This window comes from Paenibacillus sp. FSL L8-0340, assembly GCF_038593145.1.
Taxonomy (GTDB): domain Bacteria; phylum Bacillota; class Bacilli; order Paenibacillales; family Paenibacillaceae; genus Paenibacillus_AQ.
This window is the reverse complement of record NZ_CP151967.1, coordinates 6598699-6620724: the sequence shown is the minus strand read 5'-3', so window position 1 is coordinate 6620724 and position 22026 is coordinate 6598699. Positions and strand designations below refer to the sequence as shown.

Genomic DNA, 22026 nt, shown 5'->3' with positions numbered 1-22026 from the left:
AATAAGGAACGGCCTGGACAGCATTGTCCTAACCGTTCCTTATTTGTTGTTACTCCTCGCGTTTCGGGAATCCGTAGCCCGGATATTCCACCACAGGCCATTTCACCTTACGCAATGCATTCAGCAGCTCCGGCCCGGCATTCAGATTACTGCCCACCAGCTGATGGGGAGTAAGGGCCATCCACTGGTTCAAGGAAACGTCGGCGAAGCGGTCGCTTTTGAACATTTCCAGAAACCAGAGCGTGTCTGTGCCGGTATTCTGGATATAATGTCCATAAGCAAAAGGGACATAACCGACGTCTCCGGCTCTATAATTGAAGGTACGGGCTGCGCCGTTTCCCCCGAAGACGGTCATCCGTCCTTGCCCGGCAAGATAATATTGCCATTCATCATTATTCGGGTGCCAGTGCAGTTCCCGCATGGCCCCGGGTTCAATCTCCACCAGTGCCGCGGCAATGGTCCGGGAGACCGGGAAATTGGAGGAGTCGACGATTCTTACACTTCCTCCAGGGGTCTTTAGTGGAGGCTGGGCCAATAGTTGATGTTTAAAGCTCAGCGGAATATCCCCATAAGGCGATTGCACCTTTTGACTCTGTATCGTACCAGGCACTTCATCCTGATAGATGTAGACCTGATCGTTCGGTATGCAGTCAAAGGCGGCAGCGGGTACGCCGAAATTCGCCGCCAGGACTTCCTTGGGCGTATGGGCGAACCAGTCGGAGATCGACAGTGTATTCAAATCGGAGAAGCTGCCATCGTCAAAGACTAGCAGGAATTCGCAGCCTTCGGCAAGTCCTTGAATGGAATGCGGAATACCCGGAGGGAAATACCATAGATCTCCGGGGCCGATATCGGCAATGAAGTTGCGGCCGTTCTGATCCACGGAGGTGATCCGCGCGCTCCCGATCAGCATATAAGACCATTCCGCCTGCTGATGCCAGTGCAGCTCCCGCACTCCGCCGGGCGTCAGGCTCATATTAACTGCTGCCAGAGTCGTGGCGACAGGCAGTTCCCTTACTGTAACTTCCCGTGACCAGCCGCCGCAGTTCAGCTGCATATGGGCATCGGAGAAGGAAAATTTCAGATTCGGAATCAGCCCGTTGTCCGTGGGGGGAGGAACGAACATATCCGGATTCTCGCGGTCCCGCATAATATCGCGCGGCCCGCGGTCGATATTGCCTGCGCCGTCGCTTCTTATCGGCTGGGGGATTTTCATTGTTCCGGCTGAATCCTGTTCAGTGGAATCCATAGGTTAAGCTCCTTTCCATATCCGAAAATACATCAATGGGAATATATATGCCGGAAGCCGATTTTTATGAATGGCAGCGGAATGTGGGACACTGGACATGATATTGGATATAATTATTAATATTCAACAAGAATTATAGAGAGCAGGGTTAGAGAACATGACGAATAGCGAACAACAACGCTACCGCTTTAGCGAAGCGCCGATTTGGGAACTGCAGCGGTCATATTACGAAGAATTGGGCTTGCAGGCCTGGAAAAATGACCAGGTTCCGCAATATATTACGAGCAACCCGATGATCGGGACAGCCTATGCTGAGATGATCTTCGGCTTCCTGCAAGACCGCTATGCACTTGGCCAGACCGATGAGCCGGTTATTATTCTGGAAATGGGTGCGGGGGCAGGCAGACTAGCCTTCCAGGTGCTGCAGAAGCTAAGCGAATTGATCGACTATGCGGGGATTAAGCTGCCTCCATTCCAATATGTAATGAGCGATCTGCCTGTCAAAAATATTGCCGGCTGGCAGCAGCATCCCGGCCTGATCCCTTTTGTTCAGCAGGGAATCCTTGATTTCGCCCGCTTTGACGCGGTCCATGATACCGAGCTGCACCTGACGCACAGCGGCAACGTGATCCAGGTGGGCGGACTGAAGCAGCCGCTGCTGGTAATCGCCAACTATTTCTTTGACAGCATTCAGCAAGAACTGCTCTATATCGACGAAGGCAAAATTTATGAATGCGAGGTTTCCCTAAAGTATCCGGAGGAAGCCGAATCGCTGGGAACTTCAGAGGTGCTGAAGGGGATCATTCCGGAATATCATTACAGCCGTGCAGCAGGGTATGAAGAGAAGTCGTATCCGTATCACGTGGTGGCGGACTACTACCGGGAGAAGCTGGAGGATACCCATATTCTGTTCCCGGCTACGGCGCTGGCTTGTATGGAACGGCTGGACAGTTTGTCCCAAGCGGGCTTTCTGCTGTTGACCGCCGACAAGGGCGATCACCGGCTGGAGAACTGGGAGTTTGCAGAGCCCCCTAAGCTGATGCATCACGGAAGTATCTCCTTAACGGCCAATTATCACGCGATGCAGTACTTTTTTGAGCAAAAGGGTGCACTTTCGCTGTTCACCCCGCATCATTATAAGAACCTGAACGTTGGCTGTATTCTGAAGCTTAAAGATCCGGCGAGCCATGTGCATACCCGGCTGGCTTACCGGCGGTTTGTCGACCGGTTCGGACCGGATGACTTCTTCAGCCTGAAGGTATGGGTGGATCAGAACTTCGATAGCATCGGGCTGCAGCAAATTCTCGCTTTCTGGCGTCTCGGCGGATATGATGCTGAGCTGTTCATCCAGAGCGCTGAGCGTATTTCCAGCCTGCTGGAGGATGCGAATGACGAAGAACTGCTGGATCTCCAGCATGGTATACAGCAGATGTGGGCAGGATATTACCCGATGCCCCAGAGGTATGATCTGGCGCTGGATAGCGGACTGCTGCTATTTGAAATGGATATGTACCGCGATGCCCGCATGTTCCTGGAACGCTCGCTTCATGAGAGTGAGGAAGAGCCGGTAATTACAGTGCTCTATTGCCTGGCGATTTGCAGCTATGAGCTGGAGGATCTGGAGGCGGCACTGGAATATACACGCAAAGCACTGGTCCTGGAGCCGGAACATGAGGAAGCCTTGGACCTGCTGGCCGCACTCAGTGAGGGGTAAACCGCCCCTTTACAGGAACAGGGATTGTTTGGTATTCTATACAAAATAATGACACGCGATGATGAGAAGAGTAGATAAATTCATTCCTTCACAGAGAGCCCCGGATGCTGAAAAGGGGCAGGGAATGTTTTGTTGAAACAAGCCTCTGAGCGGCGTATCGGAACCGGCAGCCGGGGATGGTACGACAGGTGCTCCTGTTACAGAGCTAGAGTATAAGCCTTGCCTTTTCAGCAATGCCGTACTTGATGAGTTTAATATGGCGACATATTAATAAACCTGGGGTGGTACCGCGAGAATCTCGTCCCCAAGACGCAAAGTCTTGGAGGTGAGGTTCTTTTTTGTTGCGCAGAATTACTGTTTAGGAGCGGTTATTGCACACACACAGGAGGGTTTAGCTATGAGTAATGTAAATGAGACGCCAGAAGAGAAGAATGAAGAGAACTATATGGAGAAACTGATCAGGGAAGATGTGGAAGGCGGCGTCTACAGCAGAGCGGTCTGCACAAGGTTTCCGCCGGAGCCGAACGGGTATCTTCATATCGGCAGCGCGTTTGCGATTCATACCAACTATGACATGGCCCGCAGATTCAATGGAGTATTTAATCTGCGCTTTGATGATACCAACCCGCTGAAAGAAGATATGGAATATGTGAAGGCCATCATAGAAGATATCGAGTGGCTGGGCTGCAGCCCGGGAGAGCATATTTATTACGGCTCCGACTATTCGGAGCAAATCTACAGCAGTGCGGTGGCCTTGATCCGCAAGGGCAAAGCCTATGTTTGTGATTTGTCTCCTGAGGAGGTCACCGCCTTCAGGGGGACTTTAACCGAACCGGGAACGAACAGCCCTTACCGGGAGCGCACGGTGGAAGAGAATCTGAGCCTGTTCAGCGGAATGAGAAACGGGGAGTATCCTTCCGGGTCCAGGGTGCTGCGGGCCAAAATAGATATGGGATCGCCCAACATCAATCTGAGGGACCCCATACTGTACAGAATCCTTCATGCCGAACATTACCGGACAGGGGAGGCGTGGTGCATTTATCCGCTGTATGATTTTGCCCATCCCATTCAAGACGCCATTGAAGGCGTAACACATTCCTTGTGCTCTCTGGAATTCAAGGATCACCGGCCATTATACGAATGGGTGCTGAATGAGCTGGAGACCGCCGAGGCGCCCAAGCAAAGGGAATTCGGCAGGGTTAACCTGACCGGTGTTGTTACCAGCAAACGTTACCTCCGGCAGCTGGTTGCCGGCAATTATGTGGAAGGCTGGGATGATCCAAGACTGCCCACACTTCGCGGACTGCGGAGAAGAGGGTTTACGCCGGAGAGCATCAAGAGCTTTGTGCTGGGGATTGGCATGGTCAGAAATCAGACAATGGTTGACTTCTCGATGCTGGAGCATAGCCTGAGACAGGACTTGAAAGCCAAAGCGCCTAGTGTAATGGCGGTGCTTGATCCTTTAAAGGTCGTGATCACCAATTATTCCGGGCAAGCCGGAGAGAATTTTGAGCTGCTGGAGATAGATAACAACAGTGAGAATCCAGAGCTAGGCACAAGAAAGGTCCCTTTCTCGGGAGTCGTATATATCGAGCGGGAGGATTTCATGGAAGAACCGTCTCCGGGCTTTCGCCGTCTGACGACGGGTGGAGAGGTGCGGCTGAAGGGGGCTTACATTATCAAATGCAATGAAGTGGTCAAGGACGCGGCAACGGGGGAGATCACTGAGCTGCGCTGTACCTATGACCTTGAAACGAAGAGCGGAAGCGGCTTTAACGGGCGGAAAGTGAAAGGAACGCTCCACTGGGTATCTGCTGGTCACGGCATTCGGGCAGATGTATATCTGTACGAGAAGCTGCTCAAAGACAACGAGGGTCCTAAGGGCGATACCGGGACATGGGGAGATGTCATTAACCCGGATTCGGTGAAGCTTCTGAAGAATTGCCTGCTGGAGCCATTTGTGGAAGGGGCATTGCCGGAGGCAAAATTCCAATTTATGCGCCATGGATATTTCTGTGCCGACAGCAAGCGCAGCGGCGAAGACCGGCTGGTATTCAACAGAATTGTTCCACTGAAGGATAGCTGGAAGGGGAAGAAATAGCTCTTTGAGGAAGCGGGCAAGAACAGGGGATTTCATCCTGAATCTTGCCCGTTTTTTTAAAATTCAAGAATTTATATGCTTCACGCTATAAATTATCCGTTTCCACTTGTGGAATCTTATGTTGTGGAAGCTCCGCAAAATACCCAAAATCCGCTTTGCAGTGGAGGCTCACTTACTGGGCTTATGGTACATATGATTAATTATGATTGCCGGACAGTAATTTGAGTTAAGAATAGGTGATAGTTTTATTGGAAAATTCCATGAAAATTACATTTACATTTTTCAATAAGCAGATTATAATAAAAATAAGTTAAATGTTGCATCAGGGAAACTTTCATGTGTGAAGACAACTTTTTCCGGGCAAGAGGAGGGTTTGAAATGATCGAGCAAAACGTGGTGGAAACACCCAAAATGATAAATAATCCTAAGCACAAGAATACAATTTCAGCACAAGCAGTACTTAACGGGGACGTCAAAGGATTGAAGAGACTCCTTCCGTTTCTGGGCCCGGCCTTTATTGCCTCAGTAGCGTATCTGGACCCCGGGAATTTCGCCACGAACATTACGGCCGGATCGAAATACGGTTACCTGTTGTTATGGGTCATTGCCGCATCGAATTTAATGGCCGTGCTGATACAGTCCTTATCCGCCAAGCTTGGCATAGCTACCGGAAAGAATCTGCCGGAAGTGGCGCGCGAACGCTTCCCGAAGGGCGCTTCAATTTTTTTATGGATACAAAGCGAACTGGTCATTATTGCCACAGACCTGGCGGAGTTTATCGGGGCAGCCCTTGGACTATATCTGCTATTCGGGATACCCATGCTGCCTGCCGCAATCATTACCGCTGTCGGTTCATTCGCTATTCTTGAGCTGCAGCGGCGTGGTTACCGGACGCTTGAGGCCGGGATTGCTTCGATGGTGCTGATCGTCGTCTTAGCCTTTGCTTTCCAGGTCATTATGGCTAAGCCGGATGCCGGAGCAGTAATCGCCGGAATATTCACCCCTGCATTTGAGGGTGTGGACAGCATCCTGCTGGCAGCAGGGATTCTCGGGGCAACAGTCATGCCGCATGCGATTTATCTTCATTCTTCACTGACACAGAGCCGTGTGGTCGGGATTGACGAAAAAGAGAAAAAACAGATTTTCAAGCTGGAAATGATCGATATCGTTATTGCGATGGTTATTGCCGGTGCTGTGAATATGGCGATGGTAATCGTTGCCGCTGCCCTTTTCTTTAAGAACGGGCTTGTAGTTGAAGACTTGGATGTGGCCTTCCAGCAGTTCAGTCATTTGGCCGGTCCTGTAACGGCAGTTTCGTTCGGCCTTGGACTCTTGATCGCAGGGCTGTCGAGTTCTTCGGTTGGGACGATGGCCGGTGATGTGGTTATGCAGGGATTCATTAATAAGAGAATCAACCTGTATCTGCGGCGGGCGATTACGATTATTCCTCCGCTGGCGATTATCGCCTTTGGCATCAATCCGACCCGCGCACTGGTAATGAGCCAGGTGGTACTGTCCTTCGGGATAGCCTTTGCTTTGATCCCGCTTGTTATTTTCACCAGCAACCGCCAGATTATGAAGGGGCTGGTCAACCACCGGATTACTACGGTTTTGGGCTGGATCATCTCTGCGCTGGTCGTATCGCTCAACCTGTTCCTGATTGTTGAAATGTTCATCTAAAATGCAGAATCAGACAAAACCCCGCTCCCCCGGCGACTGTCAGGTATAACCTGACAGCACACCGGAAGGCGGGGCTTTTTGTACATAAGGATGTATAAGCTATACGCTGATTATTGCTTCACGATATCCTGTACGGATTTATCCAGCTTTTCCAGGAGCTGATCGTGGTCAATTTGTCCGCCGAGATATTCCTGCATCGCAGCGCCGAAGCCCTGAGTTACACCGTCAGGGAACATATCCCAGTTCCAGCCGAGTGCAGTTGCGGATTTTTCTTGGACAGCAACGGCAACCTGGCCGATATCTTCTGCAGCTGTTTCAATATCAGTCTCAGCCGGAATGAACTTGAATTCCTTCGTCAAATATTGTTTGCCGGTCTCCGAGGATACGAGCCAGTTCAGGAACGCTTTGGCTTCTTCCGGATGTGCGGATTTGCTGTTTACAACATAGTTATTAGGTACTCCTACCAGAATGGTGCCTTCTTCATCACTGATCGGGAGCGGGAGCAGGCCAAGGTTCAGTGCAGGGTCAATCTTGTCGATGTCACCCTGAGTCCAGTTGCCCTGCATCATCATTGCCGCTTTGCCGGAGGCGAAATCAGCAACCTGAGTCGCATAGTCGGTAGTCATTTTGTTATCTTGGGCGTTGTCGAAGATTACATCCACCAGATCAAGCCATTGCTCGAACACGGCATTGCCTTTAAAGGTTTGCGTACCTGCTTTGACATCATCGACAAATTTCTTCGGATCAGGCTGGTGGGCAAGACCAACATTCACAAGGTGCATCCCCATGGACCACCATTCGTTGGTTGCTTCAAATGGAGTGATGCCGGCAGCTTTCAGCTTCGCGGCAGCGTCCTTAAGCTGGGACAGTGTTTTTGGTTCTTCAGTAATACCAGCTTTGGTAAACAGATCCTTGTTATAAATAATGCCATAGCCCTCGACATTCATCGGCATGCCGTACAGCTTACCGTCCACAGTAGCAGGAGTTTTGGAGGTAGGGATCAGTTTTGCTGCCCAAGGCTGGTCTGACAAGTCGGTAGCGCGGTCCAAATAAGGAACCAGAGCGGTGTAGCCGCCGTTATTGAAAATTTCCGGTTCCGAGCCTGAAGCGATTTCCGCTTTGAGCAATGCGCCGTAATCTTCGCCGCCGCCATGCGTTTCGACTTCAACCTTGACCCCGGTTTCTTTCTCATACAGTTCAGCCAATGTGTTCAGCTGTTCGGCAATTTCGACCTTGAACTGGAACATTTTGATCGTCACATCTTTGGCAGGAGCTTTGGTCGACTCAGTTGCTGCTGACTCTTTCGGGGCGTTGGTAGCGGTTCCATTGTTCCCGGAATTAGTATTGCCGCCATTGCCGCAACCTGCGATAATGAGTGTGCAAACGGTTGCGATAACAAACGTGAACTTTCTTTTCATAGAATAACCTCCCTGGTCTGTGGTTCCTACAACTTGATCGTAATGCATATGACCTTACACTTACACTTAATATTTTGCTCGAAAAAGTGGATATTGTTGCAACCCTTTTATCCCTTGACGGATCCTGAAGTAACTCCTTCAACAATATAACGCTGCAGCGTCAGGAAGAACAGGAGGATCGGTGTAATGGCCATGACCAGTCCCGCGAGCGCAAGATCCCACTTCTTAGTGTACTGCCCGAAGAATTTGGTTACAGCTACCGGCAGTGTAGTCAGATCCTTATTCCCGCCGATGACCAGCACAGGCAGCAGGTAGTCATTCCAGATCCAAAGGGTGTTCAGAATAATTACAGTAACAATAATTGGCATCAGCAGCGGGAAGACAATTTTGAAGAAAACACCGTAAGGATTGGAGCCGTCGACCCGGGCCGCTTCCTCCAGCTCAAAGGGCACAGTTTTGATAAAGCCGTGGAACAGGAAGACTGATAGAGGCATCCCGAACCCTAGATAGCAAGCCACAATACCGTAAAGTTCTCCGCGCAGTTCCAGGATACTGGTTACCCGGACCAATTGCAGCATCAGCGACTGGAAGGGAATAATCATCGCCGAGATGAGCAGCAGGAAGACAAAGGAATTGAAGCGCGACGGCTTTCTAACGATCTGATAAGCGGCCATGGAGCTGAACAGAACAATAAAGATAACGCTCAGGATGGTAATCTGCAGAGAGTTCCAGAAAGCCTGCGGGAATTCTATGGCGTCCCAGACTTTAGAATAATTGCTCCACACAAAAACCTGCGGAAACGATGCAGCATCAGTCAGAATTTCCTTAAGCCCTTTAACAGAGTTGCTAAGCACCAGGTAGAACGGAGACAGGAAGACAAGGGCCAGGAGTATGGCGGCAATTTCCAGAATGAAATTTCCGGGACGGTATCTGCTGCTATTCATTATGCCGACACCTCTTTTCTCTTAGTGATCCATACCTGAGTAACGGTGATCAGTGATACAGCAGCGAAGAAGAGCAGCGCTTTGGCTGTGCCGAGACCGTACCGGTTGTTGATCAGCGCTTCCGCATAAATGTTATAGGCGAGCGACTGGGTGGAGGTTCCCGGTCCGCCCTTAGTCAGCGACAGGTTGAGATCGAACATTTTAAAGGCATTGGATGTGGTAAGGAACAGGCAGATCGTGATGGCCGGCATGATCAAAGGCACATAGACGCTTTTGAACAGCTGTGGGGCTCGGGCGCCATCGATCTTGGCCGCTTCAATCAGATCCTTCGGAATCCCGGCGAGCGAGGCAATATAGATAACCATCATATACCCGGCAGTCTGCCACACAAATACGATGACAAGGCCCCAGAAGCCAGTGCTGGGCGTACCGAGCCAAGGCAGCTGGAAGAAGGAGATTCCGGTGATTTCGCCGATTGTCCCGAAGCCCTTGGTGAAGATAAACTGCCAGATGTATCCTAGCAGAATACCGCCGATTACATTGGGCATAAAGAAGATGGTACGCAGCAATTTCTTGGTCTTCAGTGTTGTCATCAGCAGGAAGGCCAGCAGCAGTGCCAGCACATTCGCGGCAACTACGGACACTATAGTGAAGCGAAGGGTAAAGAACAGGGATTCCCAGAACTTATCATCATTCAGAAAAATCCGTTTCCAGTTGGCGGCGCCTGTCCAGACTGCTTTGTCCAGATCCAGCCCGTTCCAGTCGGTGGAAGAATAATAAAAGCCGAGAAAGAAGGGTGTGACCACAATGGTCAGGAAGAAGAGCAGGCAGGGTCCGAGGAAAACGATTTGCTGTCCCCAGCCTCTTTGCAAACGCAGAGCTTTTCTCATATGGAATCTCCTTTGTATAGTTTTTCAACGGGTTCATACCCTCATTATAGGAAGAGGCAGGAGTCATCAACACTCAATTTGGTGATTATAAAAGTGGATTATATTGCAGGAGGAAATGAGCATGTTCAGAAACAGTATCCGGACCCGGCTGATGGCGCTTGTGCTGTTGGCCTCGGTGATCCCGTCGGGGATATCCGTAACGTTCTCATATCTCTATACCAAGCAATCGGTAACCGAACAGTCGGTGAAGCAGAATACGAAGCTGCTGACGCTTGGGGAGGCCAATCTCAGCAGTTATTTCAGCGGCATGAATCAGCAGGCGATGTCCCTGTACAGCGGAATCAATGTCCCCAGCTCCTTCTATACTAGCCTGCTTACGGCCAAACATCCGGATAATGCTCCGGAAAACGCTGTGTTGCCGGATAACCGGGCGATCATCTCAACCCAGCTGTACAACCTTTTCCTCTCCGACCGCAACACCTTTCAGATTCACCTGTATGTCCGGGCGGCCAAGCAGTCGAATCTGGTGCTCGGCGGGCTGTTCCGCCGGGAGAACAAAGATGATTACGTCCCGTTGATCCATTCTGAGGAAACGTACCGGCCTTATATTGAGGTTACGCATATGGATCATCAATACGGGATGAAGTCCGGATTCCCCAATTTGAAATCGGGTACTGTGCCCGTTTTTACTGCTCATTTCCCCATTTACCGAACGCCGAGCGATGCTGTTCTGGCCGATCTGTCGATTGATTTCCGCTTGGGGGAGCTGGAGGGAATCGTCAAATCCATGTACAATTCGGATACAGAACGGCTTTATATCTTGAATGAACAGGGGGAGGCCTTGTTTGCATCTGATTCCGATTGGATCGGCAAACCGGTCACCGCGGGCTGGAGCCAGCTGCCGGGGAAGGATGACAATGGCCATTTCACCTGGAAGAAGGATGGTTTCGAGGGTATTGTGATGTATCGCCACATTGAGAATACGTTGTTCAAGGGCAGCATCATCAAGCTGGTTCCCTATGAAGATCTGTATGGCGATGCCAGAACGATCACCCGGTTCAACACCGGAATCGGTGTGCTGTTCCTGATCCTTGGCGGACTCAGCGCGGTATTAATCTCCGTCGGATTCACAAGGCCAATCAAGAAGCTGATCTCCTTCACCCAGAAAGTGCAGATTGGTCAGCTTGATGCGCATATGGATGCCGAACGGGAAGATGAATTCGGCCTCCTGACACGCAAAATCACCGGCATGACCCGGACGATCAACGATCTTATCTTAAAGGAATACAAACTTGAGCTGGCCAACAAGACCAATCAGCTGAAGGCGCTGCAGGCCCAGGTCAATCCTCATTTCCTGTATAATGCCCTGCAGTCCATTGCCAGTCTGTCCTTGCGCTACAATGCACCCAAGGTGTATGATCTCATCTATTCGCTTGGCAGTATGATGCGCTATTCCATGAACACGGAGCGGACGCAGGTCCCGCTTCGTGATGAACTGGAGCATGTGCAGAATTACGTGATCCTGCAGACGGAACGTTTCGGGGAAGAGAACTTAAGGCTGGATATTGATGCAGAGGAAGCTGCTCTGGAGATTGCCGTGCCCAAGATGATTCTGCAGCCCATTGTTGAGAATATATTCAAGCACGGGTTTACGGACGGGATCCGCGAGGCTGTAATCTCCATCACCTGTGCTCTGGATGCCAACGGCAGCCTGCGGCTTGCCGTCAAGGACAACGGCAAAGGAATCACTGCGGAACGGCTGGAGGAAATTACAGCCGGACTTCAGCAGAGCGGCCGGACAGAGCACGAAGAGATTGGGCTGCACAACGTACTGGCGCGTGTGCGGCTGCAGATGAGCAGCGGGGCAGAGCTATTGCTGCAGAGTGTTGAAGGCGGCGGGGTTAAGGTGACACTTATTATTCCGCTGGATAAGATGGACCCAACAAATTAAGGGAGTGCAATGGACCCAAAGGAGCGGCAAGTGAGATGAAGGTGCTGATTGTAGACGATGAGAAGCATGTGCGTGAGGCGATCCGCTATTTTGTACCGTGGGAGAAATATCGGATTTCAGAGATTTTTGAGGCGACCAACGGGCAGGAAGCTACGCTGATTATGCAGGAGCAGCAGCCGGCGATTGTCTTCACGGATATGCGGATGCCGCTGATGGACGGTGCGGAGCTGCTGGAATGGCTGCATCATCATTTCCCGAATACGAAGACAATCGTCATTAGCGGGTATCAGGACTTCAATTATGTAAAGCCGGCAATCGTCTACGGCGGGACAGATTATTTGCTGAAGCCCCTGAACAGCAAACAACTGATTGCCGCAGCTGAGCATGCCTTCAAGCTGTGGTTGGAGGAAGAGGAGGAGCGGCAGCAGAGTCACCGGCAGAATATGCAGCTTAATGTGCTGCGGCCGCTGTACTGGGACAAGATGCTCTCGGATCTGGTCTCCGGTCATGCCTCATTTCAGGAGCTGAAGCCTTCCTTGTGCGAAGAGCTGGGGTTGCCCGGGGATGCGGCAACCTGCAGAGTTGCCGTAATCTCGCTCCAGCGTGCAAACTGCCGCCTGCTGGAGCGGTTTCATGGCGATGTGCCGCTGACCTCCTTCGTGCTGGCGAACGTCTGCAATGAGGTGATCTCCCCCGGGAGAAGCGGCTTTGCCTTTCGCAGCTGGCAGGCCGGCACCGATATTGTCATTCTTTTCTGGACGGCGGCTCTGGATGCGGAAGTGTGGGTGCGGCTTATCAATGAATCGATCAAACAGACCTATGGGGTACAGGTGGATATAGGACTCAGCCGGCCCGTGGCTTTTCCCGAAGGGCTGCAAAACGCCTTCCGTCAGGCGCGTCAAGGCCTTAGTGAGCGCAATCTCCTGCAGCGGGAAGGGCGCATTTATCATTACAGGGAGCTGACGGAGGAGAGTGGGTCTGTGGAAGACCACGTGCTGGAATCGCTGCTGGACAAGCTCAGGGTGGCTGTATTATCGGGGGATCTGCAGAGAATGGAACGGGTGGTTGATGAATGGGCGGATCAGCTTTCAGGGCTGTCGCTGCTCACCGAGAATAACTTTCTGCACCAGCAGGAAGAGATCCGCGCCGTTCTGATGCGCTGGCGGCAGAATGAGGAGATTACCTTTGAGCTGTGTTATGACGAAGAGGGGCTTTTCTCCGTTGAGCACTGGCGGAATCAGTTAAAGACCATGCTGCAGCAATTGTGGAAAGGGAATTCTCAGACACCGGACAGCCGGCTTGTTCAGGAAATCCGGGATTACCTCAATCAGAACTACGCCAAGGACATGACGCTTCAGCATATCGCCGAGCGCTTTTTTATCAGCAGGGAGAATGTGTCACGCAAGTTCAAACAGATCAGCGGGGAGAACCTGTCCGATTATTTAACTGCCCTGAGAATAGACAAGGCCAAGACGCTGCTGCAAAATACAAACCTGCGGCTATCGCAGATTTCGGAGCTGGTCGGCTATGAGGATGAGAAGTATTTCAGCCGGGTTTTTAAGAAATCGACCGGGCAGACTCCGCGTGAATACCGCAAGCAGGAGAACTCTCTGTAGCGAAATAACCACTCCACTATGGACAAAAAATGGAGCCGTCCTATAAATTTCAGAATTCCCCATCTTTTACCGATAATAGTCATACGGATATCGCACATCATTTTATCGGTTAAATGGGAGGGTTGGTATGGTATGGATAGTTATTTAGGCAGAATCCTCAAAAATGATCTGATCAATGCGTACGGTGTAACTGTAATACCGGCAAGAAGCGTATTGAACGCAGAGCACTTGGAACTCATCCGCAAGCAAAGAATCAATACATTGGATATCGTATTCACCGATGAACAACCACAGACGCCGGCCTGCCGCGAGATGGTTAACGGTGTGGTGGAAGTGTCGAAGGATTTGTTTAATTCTTTCAGATTAACCCGCAAAGTTCCATTGGCGGATATAAGAAAGGATGTCGTACCGGTTGTTCAGGAGATTTCACTCCTTCCCGATATTTTTGCGCTGTTCGAAGCGATTCAGGGGAAGGACGATTATACATACCAGCACAATATTGGCGTAGGTGTGTTATCCACATTGATTGGCAGATGGATGAATATGGGGCAGGCGGAGCTGTCGGTGCTTTCTCTAGCTGCAACCTTGCATGATATCGGCAAGCTCAAAATTCCTCCTGAGTTGCTGAATAAACCGGGCAAGCTGACTACCGAAGAATTCGCCCTCGTCAGAAAGCACACGATTTTCGGCTATGAGATGTTGAAGGAGACGACGGGGGCTAATTCACATATCACCTTGACCGCGCTCCAGCATCATGAAAGGAATGACGGCAAGGGTTATCCGCTGGGGCTGAAGGAAGAACAGATTGATTCCTACAGCAAAATCGTTGCCGTTGCCGACATCTTTCATGCGATGTCCTCCAAGCGGCCCTATCATGAAGCTATGCCGTTCCATCTCATTGTGGAGCAGATGAGGAGAGGCAGCTTTGGGGCGCTTGACCCGCATGTGGTCTCAGTGTTCCTGGAGAATATTGTGAAACGGACCGTCGGGCGTGATGTGATCTTAACCGACGGCCGTGTCGGTGAAATTGTCTACTTGAATCCCCATAACATCGAAACGCCCTTAATCAAGATAGATGGTGAATATATCGACCTTGGTAAAATGAGGGATCTCAAGATCAAAGAAATCAGTATATAGCCGTTTCGCCATTAACCTTTAAAATAGTCCGCCAGCCCCTCGGCAATTGCCTTGGCGGCTTTTTTCTGATAGGCAGATGTACGGACAACCGCTTCATCATTCCGGTTGCTTAGGAACCCGAGCTCCACCAGTGCTGCCGGAAGGTTGTTCTCCCGCAGGATATGGTAGTTGCCGAAGGATACTCCATTGCTCTTCAAGCCGATGCCCTGCCCGAGCCGGTTCTCAATGGAGCGTGCCAGGCGCAGATCATCCGATTCCGAGTAATAAAAAGTCAGTGTGCCGCTTACATTCTTCGGGGAGGAGTTGTAATGGATGCTGACAAAAGCGTCCGCCCCTACAGACTGCCCGATCTGCACCCTTCTGGCGAGGGAAGGGCGCTGGTCTTGGGTGCGTGTCAGCTCCACACGGGCTCCCTTGGCTGTCAGGTAGTCGCGGACATATAATGCCGTCTGCAGATTAAGATCCTTCTCCAACGTGTCAAAGGATGTGCCGAGCATGCCGGGGTCGCTGCCGCCATGACCCGGATCAATGACGATCCGCTTGCCATTGATCCCGCCAGTCTGCCTAAGGCTGCCAGTCGTTCGGCTCCCGCTTCCTGTACTCGCGGAGCTTCCGCTGGTAATATACTGTGCTGCGACCCAGCCGGTCTCCCCGCTGGCGGTGCGGATCCGCACCCAACCGTTCTGCCGCAGCAGAACAGTCACGGAGTCCTCTGCCTTTAACGCTCCGAGTATCTTATAACCGGTTCCCGGACCTCCCCGGATGCGCAGGGAATCGGCTGTAACCATTGCTGTGCTGCCGCCGCTTCCAGAGGCCTTGGCGGGTGTAGATACAGCAACTGCTGCACGGGATTCACCGCCTGTCCCGTTTACTTTTATAAGATAATACCCCGCAACCCAGCCGGAGATTGAACCGGACCGTACTTTTGCCCAGCCATGCTGCTCATCGGTAACGGTCACCTGTGCGCCGCTCTTTAAGGATCCTGTAACTGCCGCATTGGCTGCCGGCTCGCTGCGTACATTGAGGGAGCTTGCACTCACTTTTGCTGTATAGGCTCCTGCAGCAGAGCTGGTTGCAGGCTGCAGCATGCTTCCTGTGAGCAAGCAGGCTGCCAGCACTGCGGTATGTATATATTTGTTCATAAATTTCCTCTCTTCCCGGATGGATAAATGTCTATTACCCGTTTCATCGGTCAAAGAAAAGGATTTGGTTAAAATTTAATAGAAATTAAACCTCTGTTCCAAAGCGGTAAAGCACTGTATAATTGTTGCATATTGGAAAAGTTTGTAAAGGAGTGCCGTCGTGACCAGACCCAAACTATTCATCGGATCATCCAGGGAATCCATCCGTTACGCCCGGGCGATCCACGAACAGCTAAAGCGAGAAGCCGAGGTTAATCCTTGGTATGCCAATGCCTTCCGTGCGAATGAATATACGATGGAGGCGCTGGAGAGACATCTGGATGAGAGCGATTTTGCCGTATTCATCTTTTCACCTGATGATGTGGCTCAAATCCGCGGCAAATATTATTATGTCACCCGTGATAATACACAGTTCGAAATGGGGCTGTTCTGGGCCAGGCTGCGGCGCAAACGTGTCTTTTGCCTGCTTCCGGACCGGGTAGCCCCGCGTACGGATTTGATTCCCGGCAAGAATATCGAAGAGTATCATCTCTTATCCGATCTGTCCGGACTCACCCCGCTGGAGTATGAATGGCAGCATGATAATCCGGTGGCAGCCGTTGATGTCAGCTGCGGGAAGATCCTGGACAGTATTCAGGAGCAGGGGAGCTACCGCGATCCCCTGAAGGAATTGGAACATTTGGGCTTGGAGCTTAGGCGCAAGGAAAGTATCCTTCATTTCTTCTGGCAATATAATAGTAATGTGGCCGGAGCTCAGGGTGGAGAGAAATACCAGGCGCTCAGCGAGGCTATCCGCAACTCCTTTCTGCTGCCCGGACAATGCCGGGTAATTGGCGCCGCGCTCTGGCGGGAAAGTGAGAAGGAAGGTCTGATCCAGGTAGGGGGAAATGTGGGCCGTGGGCATTGTTACCCTTTCTCATTAAGTGAAGACAAAGGGAAACGGCCCGGTGTTCTCGATGCTTATCTGAGCAAGGAATGGACCTTTTTTCAGCGTACTGAAGTTGCCGAGGTATATATCCTATGCTATCCTTTAGGTGAGCAGCATGTCCTTTCTGTCCATTTTTCGGGAGACGACGGGCTATCTGCGGAGGATCTTACCACAGTGGTTGCTTACAACCGCGATTTGTTCCGTACCGTCAATTATTTAGTGGGAGGGGACTAGGAGTATGAAGAATATGAAGGGTGTAGTCAGTTTGTCCAGTGCGGTCCGCCGATCCGCAGGCGGCAACGGCAGCAGTTCCGGAGGGACACGGCGCTCTAAGGGCAAGGCAAGTGCAGGCCGGGCAGCAAAGCCGGCTTCCTCGGCAGGCCACGTATATATTGCGCCATCGCTGGATGGCGGAGATGAGGAATACAAGAAGCTTATCAGCGGGAAGGTCGACAACAGCAAGCCTTCATTCGCCTAAATAGTTAAGGGGTCCCCGGCATCAGCCGGAGACCTCTTTTTGTAATTATAAGAATTTATTTGCTTTTCGCTTCTTAGATCTCATGGTGCGAAGACCGGCTGCTACGCTTCTTGGCAATTTCCCGCCGCACGACCGGTGCCACCTCCGTTGCGAGCAGCTCAATAGCCGTCGCTACCTTGTTGAAGGGGAGTCCGCCAATGTCCAGCTGGGCCATAAAGCGGTTATGGCCGAACAGCTCATGCTGGTACAGGATTTTCTCTATAATCTGTTGCGGACTGCCAACGGCAAGCGTGTTAACAGGAGAGACGAACCGTCCGAAATCGCTGCGGGATACTCCGTACTCCTGGCCCGGATGCGGGCTGATGGCATTGCGGTAGCTGTAATAGTAAGGGTAGTACTCGTCCAACGCCTGCTGTGACGTCTTCGCAATATATCCGTGGCTGGTGATGGCGATCTTTAAGTCCTCTGGAGCATGACCGGCTTTGGCTCCGCTTCTGCGGTAGGTTTCGGCAAGATTCTGAAAGGGTTCAGGACTGCCGCTGAGAATGGCGATAGCCATCCCAATACCAAGCGTGCCGGCTCTTTCGGCACTTTCGGCCGAACCGCCAATGCCGACCCAGAGCGGGAGCTTCCGCTGCAAAGGCCGCGGGGCGATCTCGGCATTCTTCAGCGGGGAGCGGAAGGTTCCCTTCCAGTTCATGACTTCATGCTGATTGAGCTCCAGCAGCAGATCAAGGTTCTCCGTGAACAGCTTCTTGTAATCTTCCAGCTCATATCCGAACAGGGGGAAGGATTCCAGAAAAGCACCTCGTCCGGAGATGATCTCCGCCCGGCCGTCCGACAGAAGATCAAGTGTGGCGAAGTCTTCGAAGACCCGTACCGGATCTATGGTGCTCAGCACCGTTGTGGCGCTTGTCAGCTTGATCCGTTTCGTGGCCTGCGAAATTGCCGCGAGTACAACCGGCACCGAGGAGATGACAAAATCAAGCCGGTGATGCTCACCGACGCCGAAGACGTCCAGCCCCGCCTCATCGGCCAGCTTGGCCGCTGCGATGACTTCATGGAGACGCTGCCGGGGGCTGATGGTCTGACCTGTATGACAATCGGCTACGATGTCACCGAGTGTGTAAATACCGAATTCAAACTCCGGCACGTTTTCTTGTGGAACGCTGTTATTCATAAATGCTGACCCCTTGTTCAATAGAATGTTAAATATAGTAAATGGTAGCCGGTCCGGTGTGTGAGGAATATTGATGATTATAACATAATAGCTTACAAAATGTAAGTATGTGAACAAATGATAAAGGTCTGTGAACCGCGGAGGTCTTTCAGTCGAGTATCTTCAGAAGAAGCCTATTCAATGCATCCGCTTGAATGAATGTACTTAAGTAAACAGCGTTTTTTCGCTATAAATGAAATGTGATGAAACAAGCCATTCGGTTCTTTTGTAAGCATAAAGAAGGTGTTCCAGAAGCCGTGAATGAATAAGGCTTCCGGGACACCCTCTTGTCGTATCCATGTATTAGCAGGCACTATGCAGCTGGACTGTTTTACAGCAGTTCCTGAATAGCCGGCTCAATGTCCAGCGGATCACTGTAGGATTCAAAACGCTTCACAACTTGGCCATCGCGGTCAATAAGGAACTTGGTGAAATTCCATTTCACTTCGTCGTCAGCCAGTGTTGCAGGCTCACGCTCCTGAAGCATGGCATGCAGCAGCTTCCCGCTGGCATTACTTTCATCGAAGCCTTCAAAGCCCGCCTGACCGGTCAGATAGTGAAACAGGGGATGTTTATTTTCGCCTTTCACATCAACCTTCTCAAATAGGGGGAAGCTAACTCCGTAGTTAATTTGACAGAAGACGTCTACTTCTTCGTTGGTTCCGGGTTCCTCCCCGAACTGATTGCTGGGAAATCCCAGAATTTGAAATCCGTCATCCTGATATTTCTCATAGAGCTTCTGAAGGTCGGAATATTGCGGAGTGAACCCGCATTTGCTGGCGGTATTTACAATCAGCAGGACTTTATCCTTGTATTGTTCAAGACTGGTTTCCTTGCCCCGAATGTTGCGTGCGGTATATTGATATATGCTCATTGCTGAATCATCCTTCCGCAATATGTAATGAAATATTCATATTAATTAAATTGTACACAATATAATTTTGTGTGTCAAATTGTGCAATGTATTTTTTTGTGTGTACGAAGCTGGCAGTTGAGATTATACTAAGGTGTACGAACCGTTCTTCAGCAGGCGGAGAGTCTCCCCATACAGTTAGACACTGACAAAAGAATATAATGCTGGAGGAAATTTGATGAGTACTACAGAACTTACTAGCCAACTTTCCAGCTACACAGGAAGACTGCTGAGAGAGCGCTTCGGGAAAGGGCCCGAATCCATACATGCATCTATCGGAGAGCAATGCATCGCCATGCATATCCGCAATTTTATCGGGCCTGTGGAGAAATTTTTGTTAAACAAGGAAGAGGAGCAAGCGTTCCGCTACACGCGGGAGCTCCTGATGAAATCACTGCTTCCCGAGCTTTCGGCTTACCTGAAGGATCAGATGGCTATTGAGATCAGCGAGATTTTTTATGATTGGGGCATACATAACGCGTCAGGAATGATCGTTGCACTCATCAAGCACAGCGGAGTGGCTGTTGACGATTATGCCGGGCGGGAAGAAGTCCATGCCCAGATTAATGAAGTAAGCAGGAAAGTGCAGAAGGAACCGGAATTTACTGACTCCTGGTGGCTTGGCCCACGCACTCTGATCATCAAGCGTGAGGGAATTCTGATTCCTCTGGAGAAGGAACTGATTGGCCTCGGCTATGAGAATACACTCAAAACAACGAAACGCAAAATGGAAAAACGTTATTTGGAGGATACCACCACAATTGCGCCGATGCTCGGCAAGGAGCTGTCTGACATTTATGTGGATTGGGATTTCGACAAGGATACCAGTGTGATAGCATATACTTTTCATTGAACATCATAAATGAGGTGGAAATGGGTCGGACATGCAAATGAGCCGAACATGAGCCGGAGAAGGGGGAGATGACCCTTTCTTCGGCTTTTTTATTTTTCCCTGACTAGGTATATTGCGCATCAAACATTTAGGGGGATTTGATGAATGGGGGAATACAAGCAGACGGTGCTCTATGTAGAAGATAATGAGCTCAACATGGATTTAATGCATCATATCTTCAAAAGAAATCTGCCCTCCGTATTACTGCTGAAAGCTGATACGGCGAAGCTTGGTCTGCAGATTGCCAGGCAGAAGCTGCCGGATCTGATTATTTTGGATATCGGCTTGCCCGACCTGAGCGGTTATGAGGCATTGGAGTCTTTGAAGTCGAAAGAGGAGACCCGGCATATTCCGGTTTTGGCGATCAGCGCCTTTGCCCAGAGCTTGGATATCGAGCGGGCCAAAGGTGCAGGTTTTGCCGGGTATATTACAAAGCCCTTTCAGGTCAAAGAAGTTACGGAAACTGTAGAGGCTCTGTTAACAGGGGGTTTCTGACACCGGACCGGGATTAGAGCAAGGGTGTGCAATCAAAGGTGGGGCACTGGGGAGAACTCCGCCGGAAGGCCGGTTTGCCGGCAAAAAGCCGTTCTATAAGGATTATTACGAAGCCGCTTTGTTAAGGGCTTCTTTGTATTTAACTGTTCTTGCCCGCGTATCCGGGATTAAACCTATGATAAACTAAAAGGAAAATGCAGGAACGGGGATTATATAATGGAATCTGAATTTGTGGACGACTTGATACATCATGCAGAAGAAGCGCTTGCGCTTTATTCTATCTCGGAACCAGCGATTGAATATATTAGACATAATGAAAATATGACGTTTAAGGTAACAGATACAAGCGACGGCAAACAATATTTGCTGCGCATACATAAACCTGCAACAGCAGGTCTGTTTGGTATACAGCATACACTTGAAGGCTTACAGTCAGAAATGTACTTACTTCAGGGATTATCCCAAAAGAACAGCCTGCGGGTGCAGAAACCCTCTGTTAACCGTGCGGGCCAGTTTGTTTCAGAATACACAGCCAATGAATTTGGTTCTTGTTATGCAACCTTACTGGAGTGGATAGAGGGGTCAACGCTTACTTTGCAGGAAGACAACATAGGGCAGATTGTTTTTGCATTAGGGGAGAAGCTGGCGGATCTACATCATTTTTCACGGGAATCCGCACTGCCGGCGCTAACCAGACCTGTATATGACGCAGCAAGAATAGACCGTGCGATTGAGGAACTTAGATATGGAATTGAAGCCAGCCTGTACAGTCAAGAGCACTATGAGATCATTAAGGAGGTTCTGGAATATGTAAAGGGCCAACTGAGGGATTTGGATACTCAACAAGAGTGGGGGCTCATACATGCCGATGTTCAACTTGGGAATGTTATTATTACGAATGAGGGTCCCTGTTATATAGACTTTGGATTATTCGGTTATGGCTATTACCTATTTGACCTGGGCAGCGCATCTTCCATCCTTCCAAGCGAATTAAGGCAAACCCTATTGCTGGGTTATGCTTCAAGGTCCACTTTCACTTTTGATCAGGTACGGTATATTGAAGGATTGATTTTTATGGATATATTTATCAGCTATCTGTTTTTTATTCATGACCCTGACCGGAATGGCTGGATTAAAGAGGACGCAGCAAAAGTATGCGACACCCTGTGCAGGGATTTTCTTGCCGGAAAAGAAGTTTACTATTCATTCTAAGACCTGCAGAAAGTGAATATTTAATGCCTTGAATATTATAGCTGAAA

18 protein-coding genes and 1 other annotated feature are annotated in these 22026 nt (G+C 50.4%); of the genes, 11 read left to right on the top strand and 7 right to left on the bottom strand.

Annotated elements, in window-relative coordinates; genetic code table 11:
- Positions 1 to 49 precede the first annotated feature (49 nt).
- Positions 50 to 1249: an oxalate decarboxylase family bicupin gene (locus NST07_RS30285; protein ID WP_342480702.1), complete on the bottom strand. Its 1200-nt coding sequence runs from the start codon at positions 1247 to 1249 to the stop codon at positions 50 to 52.
- A gap of 157 nt (positions 1250 to 1406) precedes the next feature.
- Here NST07_RS30285 and NST07_RS30280 point away from each other — a divergent pair, with 157 nt between their 5' ends.
- The 3 genes from NST07_RS30280 (at position 1407) to NST07_RS30270 (ending at position 6744) form a co-directional block, all read left to right on the top strand.
- Positions 1407 to 2963, top strand: a complete 1557-nt coding sequence (locus tag NST07_RS30280; protein WP_342437291.1) for a tetratricopeptide repeat protein — start codon at positions 1407 to 1409, stop codon at positions 2961 to 2963.
- 49 nt (positions 2964 to 3012) lie between these two features.
- Positions 3013 to 3272, top strand: a binding site (T-box leader).
- An 88-nt stretch (positions 3273 to 3360) separates the two neighbouring features.
- Positions 3361 to 5064, top strand: coding sequence for a glutamine--tRNA ligase/YqeY domain fusion protein (locus NST07_RS30275; RefSeq protein WP_341379864.1), 1704 nt, complete (start codon positions 3361 to 3363; stop codon positions 5062 to 5064).
- A 378-nt stretch (positions 5065 to 5442) separates the two neighbouring features.
- Entirely contained in the window at positions 5443 to 6744 is a 1302-nt protein-coding gene (locus NST07_RS30270) for an Nramp family divalent metal transporter (RefSeq protein ID WP_341096496.1), read from the top strand.
- 110 nt (positions 6745 to 6854) lie between these two features.
- Here the strand turns inward: NST07_RS30270 and NST07_RS30265 are convergent, their stop codons facing one another.
- The 3 genes from NST07_RS30265 to NST07_RS30255 form a co-directional block, all read right to left on the bottom strand.
- Positions 6855 to 8162: an ABC transporter substrate-binding protein gene (locus tag NST07_RS30265; RefSeq protein WP_342480701.1), complete on the bottom strand. Its 1308-nt coding sequence runs from the start codon at positions 8160 to 8162 to the stop codon at positions 6855 to 6857.
- A 107-nt stretch (positions 8163 to 8269) separates the two neighbouring features.
- Positions 8270 to 9106, bottom strand: a complete 837-nt coding sequence (locus NST07_RS30260; protein ID WP_341096492.1) for a carbohydrate ABC transporter permease — start codon at positions 9104 to 9106, stop codon at positions 8270 to 8272.
- Complete coding sequence (locus tag NST07_RS30255) at positions 9106 to 9996, bottom strand: sugar ABC transporter permease (RefSeq protein WP_342480700.1); 891 nt, start codon at positions 9994 to 9996, stop codon at positions 9106 to 9108. The genes NST07_RS30260 and NST07_RS30255 overlap by 1 nt, the downstream gene beginning before the upstream one ends.
- Positions 9997 to 10117: 121 nt before the next feature.
- Here NST07_RS30255 and NST07_RS30250 point away from each other — a divergent pair, with 121 nt between their 5' ends.
- The 3 genes from NST07_RS30250 (at position 10118) to NST07_RS30240 (ending at position 14700) form a co-directional block, all read left to right on the top strand.
- Entirely contained in the window at positions 10118 to 11947 is a 1830-nt protein-coding gene (locus NST07_RS30250) for a histidine kinase (RefSeq protein WP_342480699.1), read from the top strand.
- A gap of 35 nt (positions 11948 to 11982) precedes the next feature.
- Positions 11983 to 13563 carry a response regulator gene (locus NST07_RS30245; RefSeq protein WP_341096487.1) on the top strand — a complete coding sequence of 527 codons (1581 nt, stop codon included), beginning with the start codon at positions 11983 to 11985 and terminating at the stop codon, positions 13561 to 13563.
- Between the two features lie 132 nt (positions 13564 to 13695).
- Positions 13696 to 14700, top strand: coding sequence for an HD-GYP domain-containing protein (locus NST07_RS30240; RefSeq protein WP_038596726.1), 1005 nt, complete (start codon positions 13696 to 13698; stop codon positions 14698 to 14700).
- 11 nt (positions 14701 to 14711) lie between these two features.
- Here NST07_RS30240 and NST07_RS30235 read toward each other — a convergent pair whose 3' ends face one another.
- Positions 14712 to 15842, bottom strand: coding sequence for an N-acetylmuramoyl-L-alanine amidase (locus NST07_RS30235; RefSeq protein WP_342480698.1), 1131 nt, complete (start codon positions 15840 to 15842; stop codon positions 14712 to 14714).
- 160 nt (positions 15843 to 16002) lie between these two features.
- On the opposite strand from NST07_RS30235, the gene NST07_RS30230 reads away from it, so the two are divergent.
- Together NST07_RS30230 and NST07_RS30225 are read left to right on the top strand one after the other, a co-directional pair.
- Positions 16003 to 17004, top strand: coding sequence for a nucleotide-binding protein (locus NST07_RS30230; protein WP_341379859.1), 1002 nt, complete (start codon positions 16003 to 16005; stop codon positions 17002 to 17004).
- 4 nt (positions 17005 to 17008) lie between these two features.
- Positions 17009 to 17248, top strand: a complete 240-nt coding sequence (locus NST07_RS30225; protein WP_038596719.1) for a hypothetical protein — start codon at positions 17009 to 17011, stop codon at positions 17246 to 17248.
- Between the two features lie 73 nt (positions 17249 to 17321).
- Here NST07_RS30225 and NST07_RS30220 read toward each other — a convergent pair whose 3' ends face one another.
- Together NST07_RS30220 and NST07_RS30215 are read right to left on the bottom strand one after the other, a co-directional pair.
- Complete coding sequence (locus NST07_RS30220; RefSeq protein ID WP_341096483.1) at positions 17322 to 18428, bottom strand: LLM class flavin-dependent oxidoreductase; 1107 nt, start codon at positions 18426 to 18428, stop codon at positions 17322 to 17324.
- A gap of 370 nt (positions 18429 to 18798) precedes the next feature.
- Positions 18799 to 19341, bottom strand: coding sequence for a glutathione peroxidase (locus NST07_RS30215; protein ID WP_341096482.1), 543 nt, complete (start codon positions 19339 to 19341; stop codon positions 18799 to 18801).
- Between the two features lie 217 nt (positions 19342 to 19558).
- On the opposite strand from NST07_RS30215, the gene NST07_RS30210 reads away from it, so the two are divergent.
- The 3 genes from NST07_RS30210 (at position 19559) to NST07_RS30200 (ending at position 21979) form a co-directional block, all read left to right on the top strand.
- Positions 19559 to 20233, top strand: coding sequence for a Na-translocating system protein MpsC family protein (locus NST07_RS30210; protein ID WP_341096480.1), 675 nt, complete (start codon positions 19559 to 19561; stop codon positions 20231 to 20233).
- Positions 20234 to 20377: 144 nt separating this feature from the next.
- A complete protein-coding gene (locus NST07_RS30205; protein WP_341096479.1) occupies positions 20378 to 20767 on the top strand; it encodes a response regulator in 390 nt (129 codons plus the stop codon).
- Positions 20768 to 20983: 216 nt separating this feature from the next.
- Positions 20984 to 21979 carry a phosphotransferase gene (locus tag NST07_RS30200; RefSeq protein ID WP_341096478.1) on the top strand — a complete coding sequence of 332 codons (996 nt, stop codon included), beginning with the start codon at positions 20984 to 20986 and terminating at the stop codon, positions 21977 to 21979.
- The last annotated feature ends 47 nt before the right edge of the window (positions 21980 to 22026 follow it).

Excerpts from the sequence above, each read along its gene's own strand:
- NST07_RS30285 (WP_342480702.1), bottom strand. The coding sequence starts at position 1,249 with ATGGATTCCACTGAACAGGATTCAGCCGGAACAATGAAAATCCCCCAG.
- NST07_RS30280 (WP_342437291.1), top strand. The coding sequence starts at position 1,407 with ATGACGAATAGCGAACAACAACGCTACCGCTTTAGCGAAGCGCCGATT.
- NST07_RS30275 (WP_341379864.1), top strand. The coding sequence starts at position 3,361 with ATGAGTAATGTAAATGAGACGCCAGAAGAGAAGAATGAAGAGAACTAT.
- NST07_RS30270 (WP_341096496.1), top strand. The coding sequence starts at position 5,443 with ATGATCGAGCAAAACGTGGTGGAAACACCCAAAATGATAAATAATCCT.
- NST07_RS30265 (WP_342480701.1), bottom strand. The coding sequence starts at position 8,162 with ATGAAAAGAAAGTTCACGTTTGTTATCGCAACCGTTTGCACACTCATT.
- NST07_RS30260 (WP_341096492.1), bottom strand. The coding sequence starts at position 9,106 with ATGAATAGCAGCAGATACCGTCCCGGAAATTTCATTCTGGAAATTGCC.
- NST07_RS30255 (WP_342480700.1), bottom strand. The coding sequence starts at position 9,996 with ATGAGAAAAGCTCTGCGTTTGCAAAGAGGCTGGGGACAGCAAATCGTT.
- NST07_RS30250 (WP_342480699.1), top strand. The coding sequence starts at position 10,118 with ATGTTCAGAAACAGTATCCGGACCCGGCTGATGGCGCTTGTGCTGTTG.
- NST07_RS30245 (WP_341096487.1), top strand. The coding sequence starts at position 11,983 with ATGAAGGTGCTGATTGTAGACGATGAGAAGCATGTGCGTGAGGCGATC.
- NST07_RS30240 (WP_038596726.1), top strand. The coding sequence starts at position 13,696 with ATGGATAGTTATTTAGGCAGAATCCTCAAAAATGATCTGATCAATGCG.
- NST07_RS30235 (WP_342480698.1), bottom strand. The coding sequence starts at position 15,842 with ATGAACAAATATATACATACCGCAGTGCTGGCAGCCTGCTTGCTCACA.
- NST07_RS30225 (WP_038596719.1), top strand. The coding sequence starts at position 17,009 with ATGAAGAATATGAAGGGTGTAGTCAGTTTGTCCAGTGCGGTCCGCCGA.
- NST07_RS30220 (WP_341096483.1), bottom strand. The coding sequence starts at position 18,428 with ATGAATAACAGCGTTCCACAAGAAAACGTGCCGGAGTTTGAATTCGGT.
- NST07_RS30215 (WP_341096482.1), bottom strand. The coding sequence starts at position 19,341 with ATGAGCATATATCAATATACCGCACGCAACATTCGGGGCAAGGAAACC.
- NST07_RS30210 (WP_341096480.1), top strand. The coding sequence starts at position 19,559 with ATGAGTACTACAGAACTTACTAGCCAACTTTCCAGCTACACAGGAAGA.
- NST07_RS30205 (WP_341096479.1), top strand. The coding sequence starts at position 20,378 with ATGGGGGAATACAAGCAGACGGTGCTCTATGTAGAAGATAATGAGCTC.
- NST07_RS30200 (WP_341096478.1), top strand. The coding sequence starts at position 20,984 with ATGGAATCTGAATTTGTGGACGACTTGATACATCATGCAGAAGAAGCG.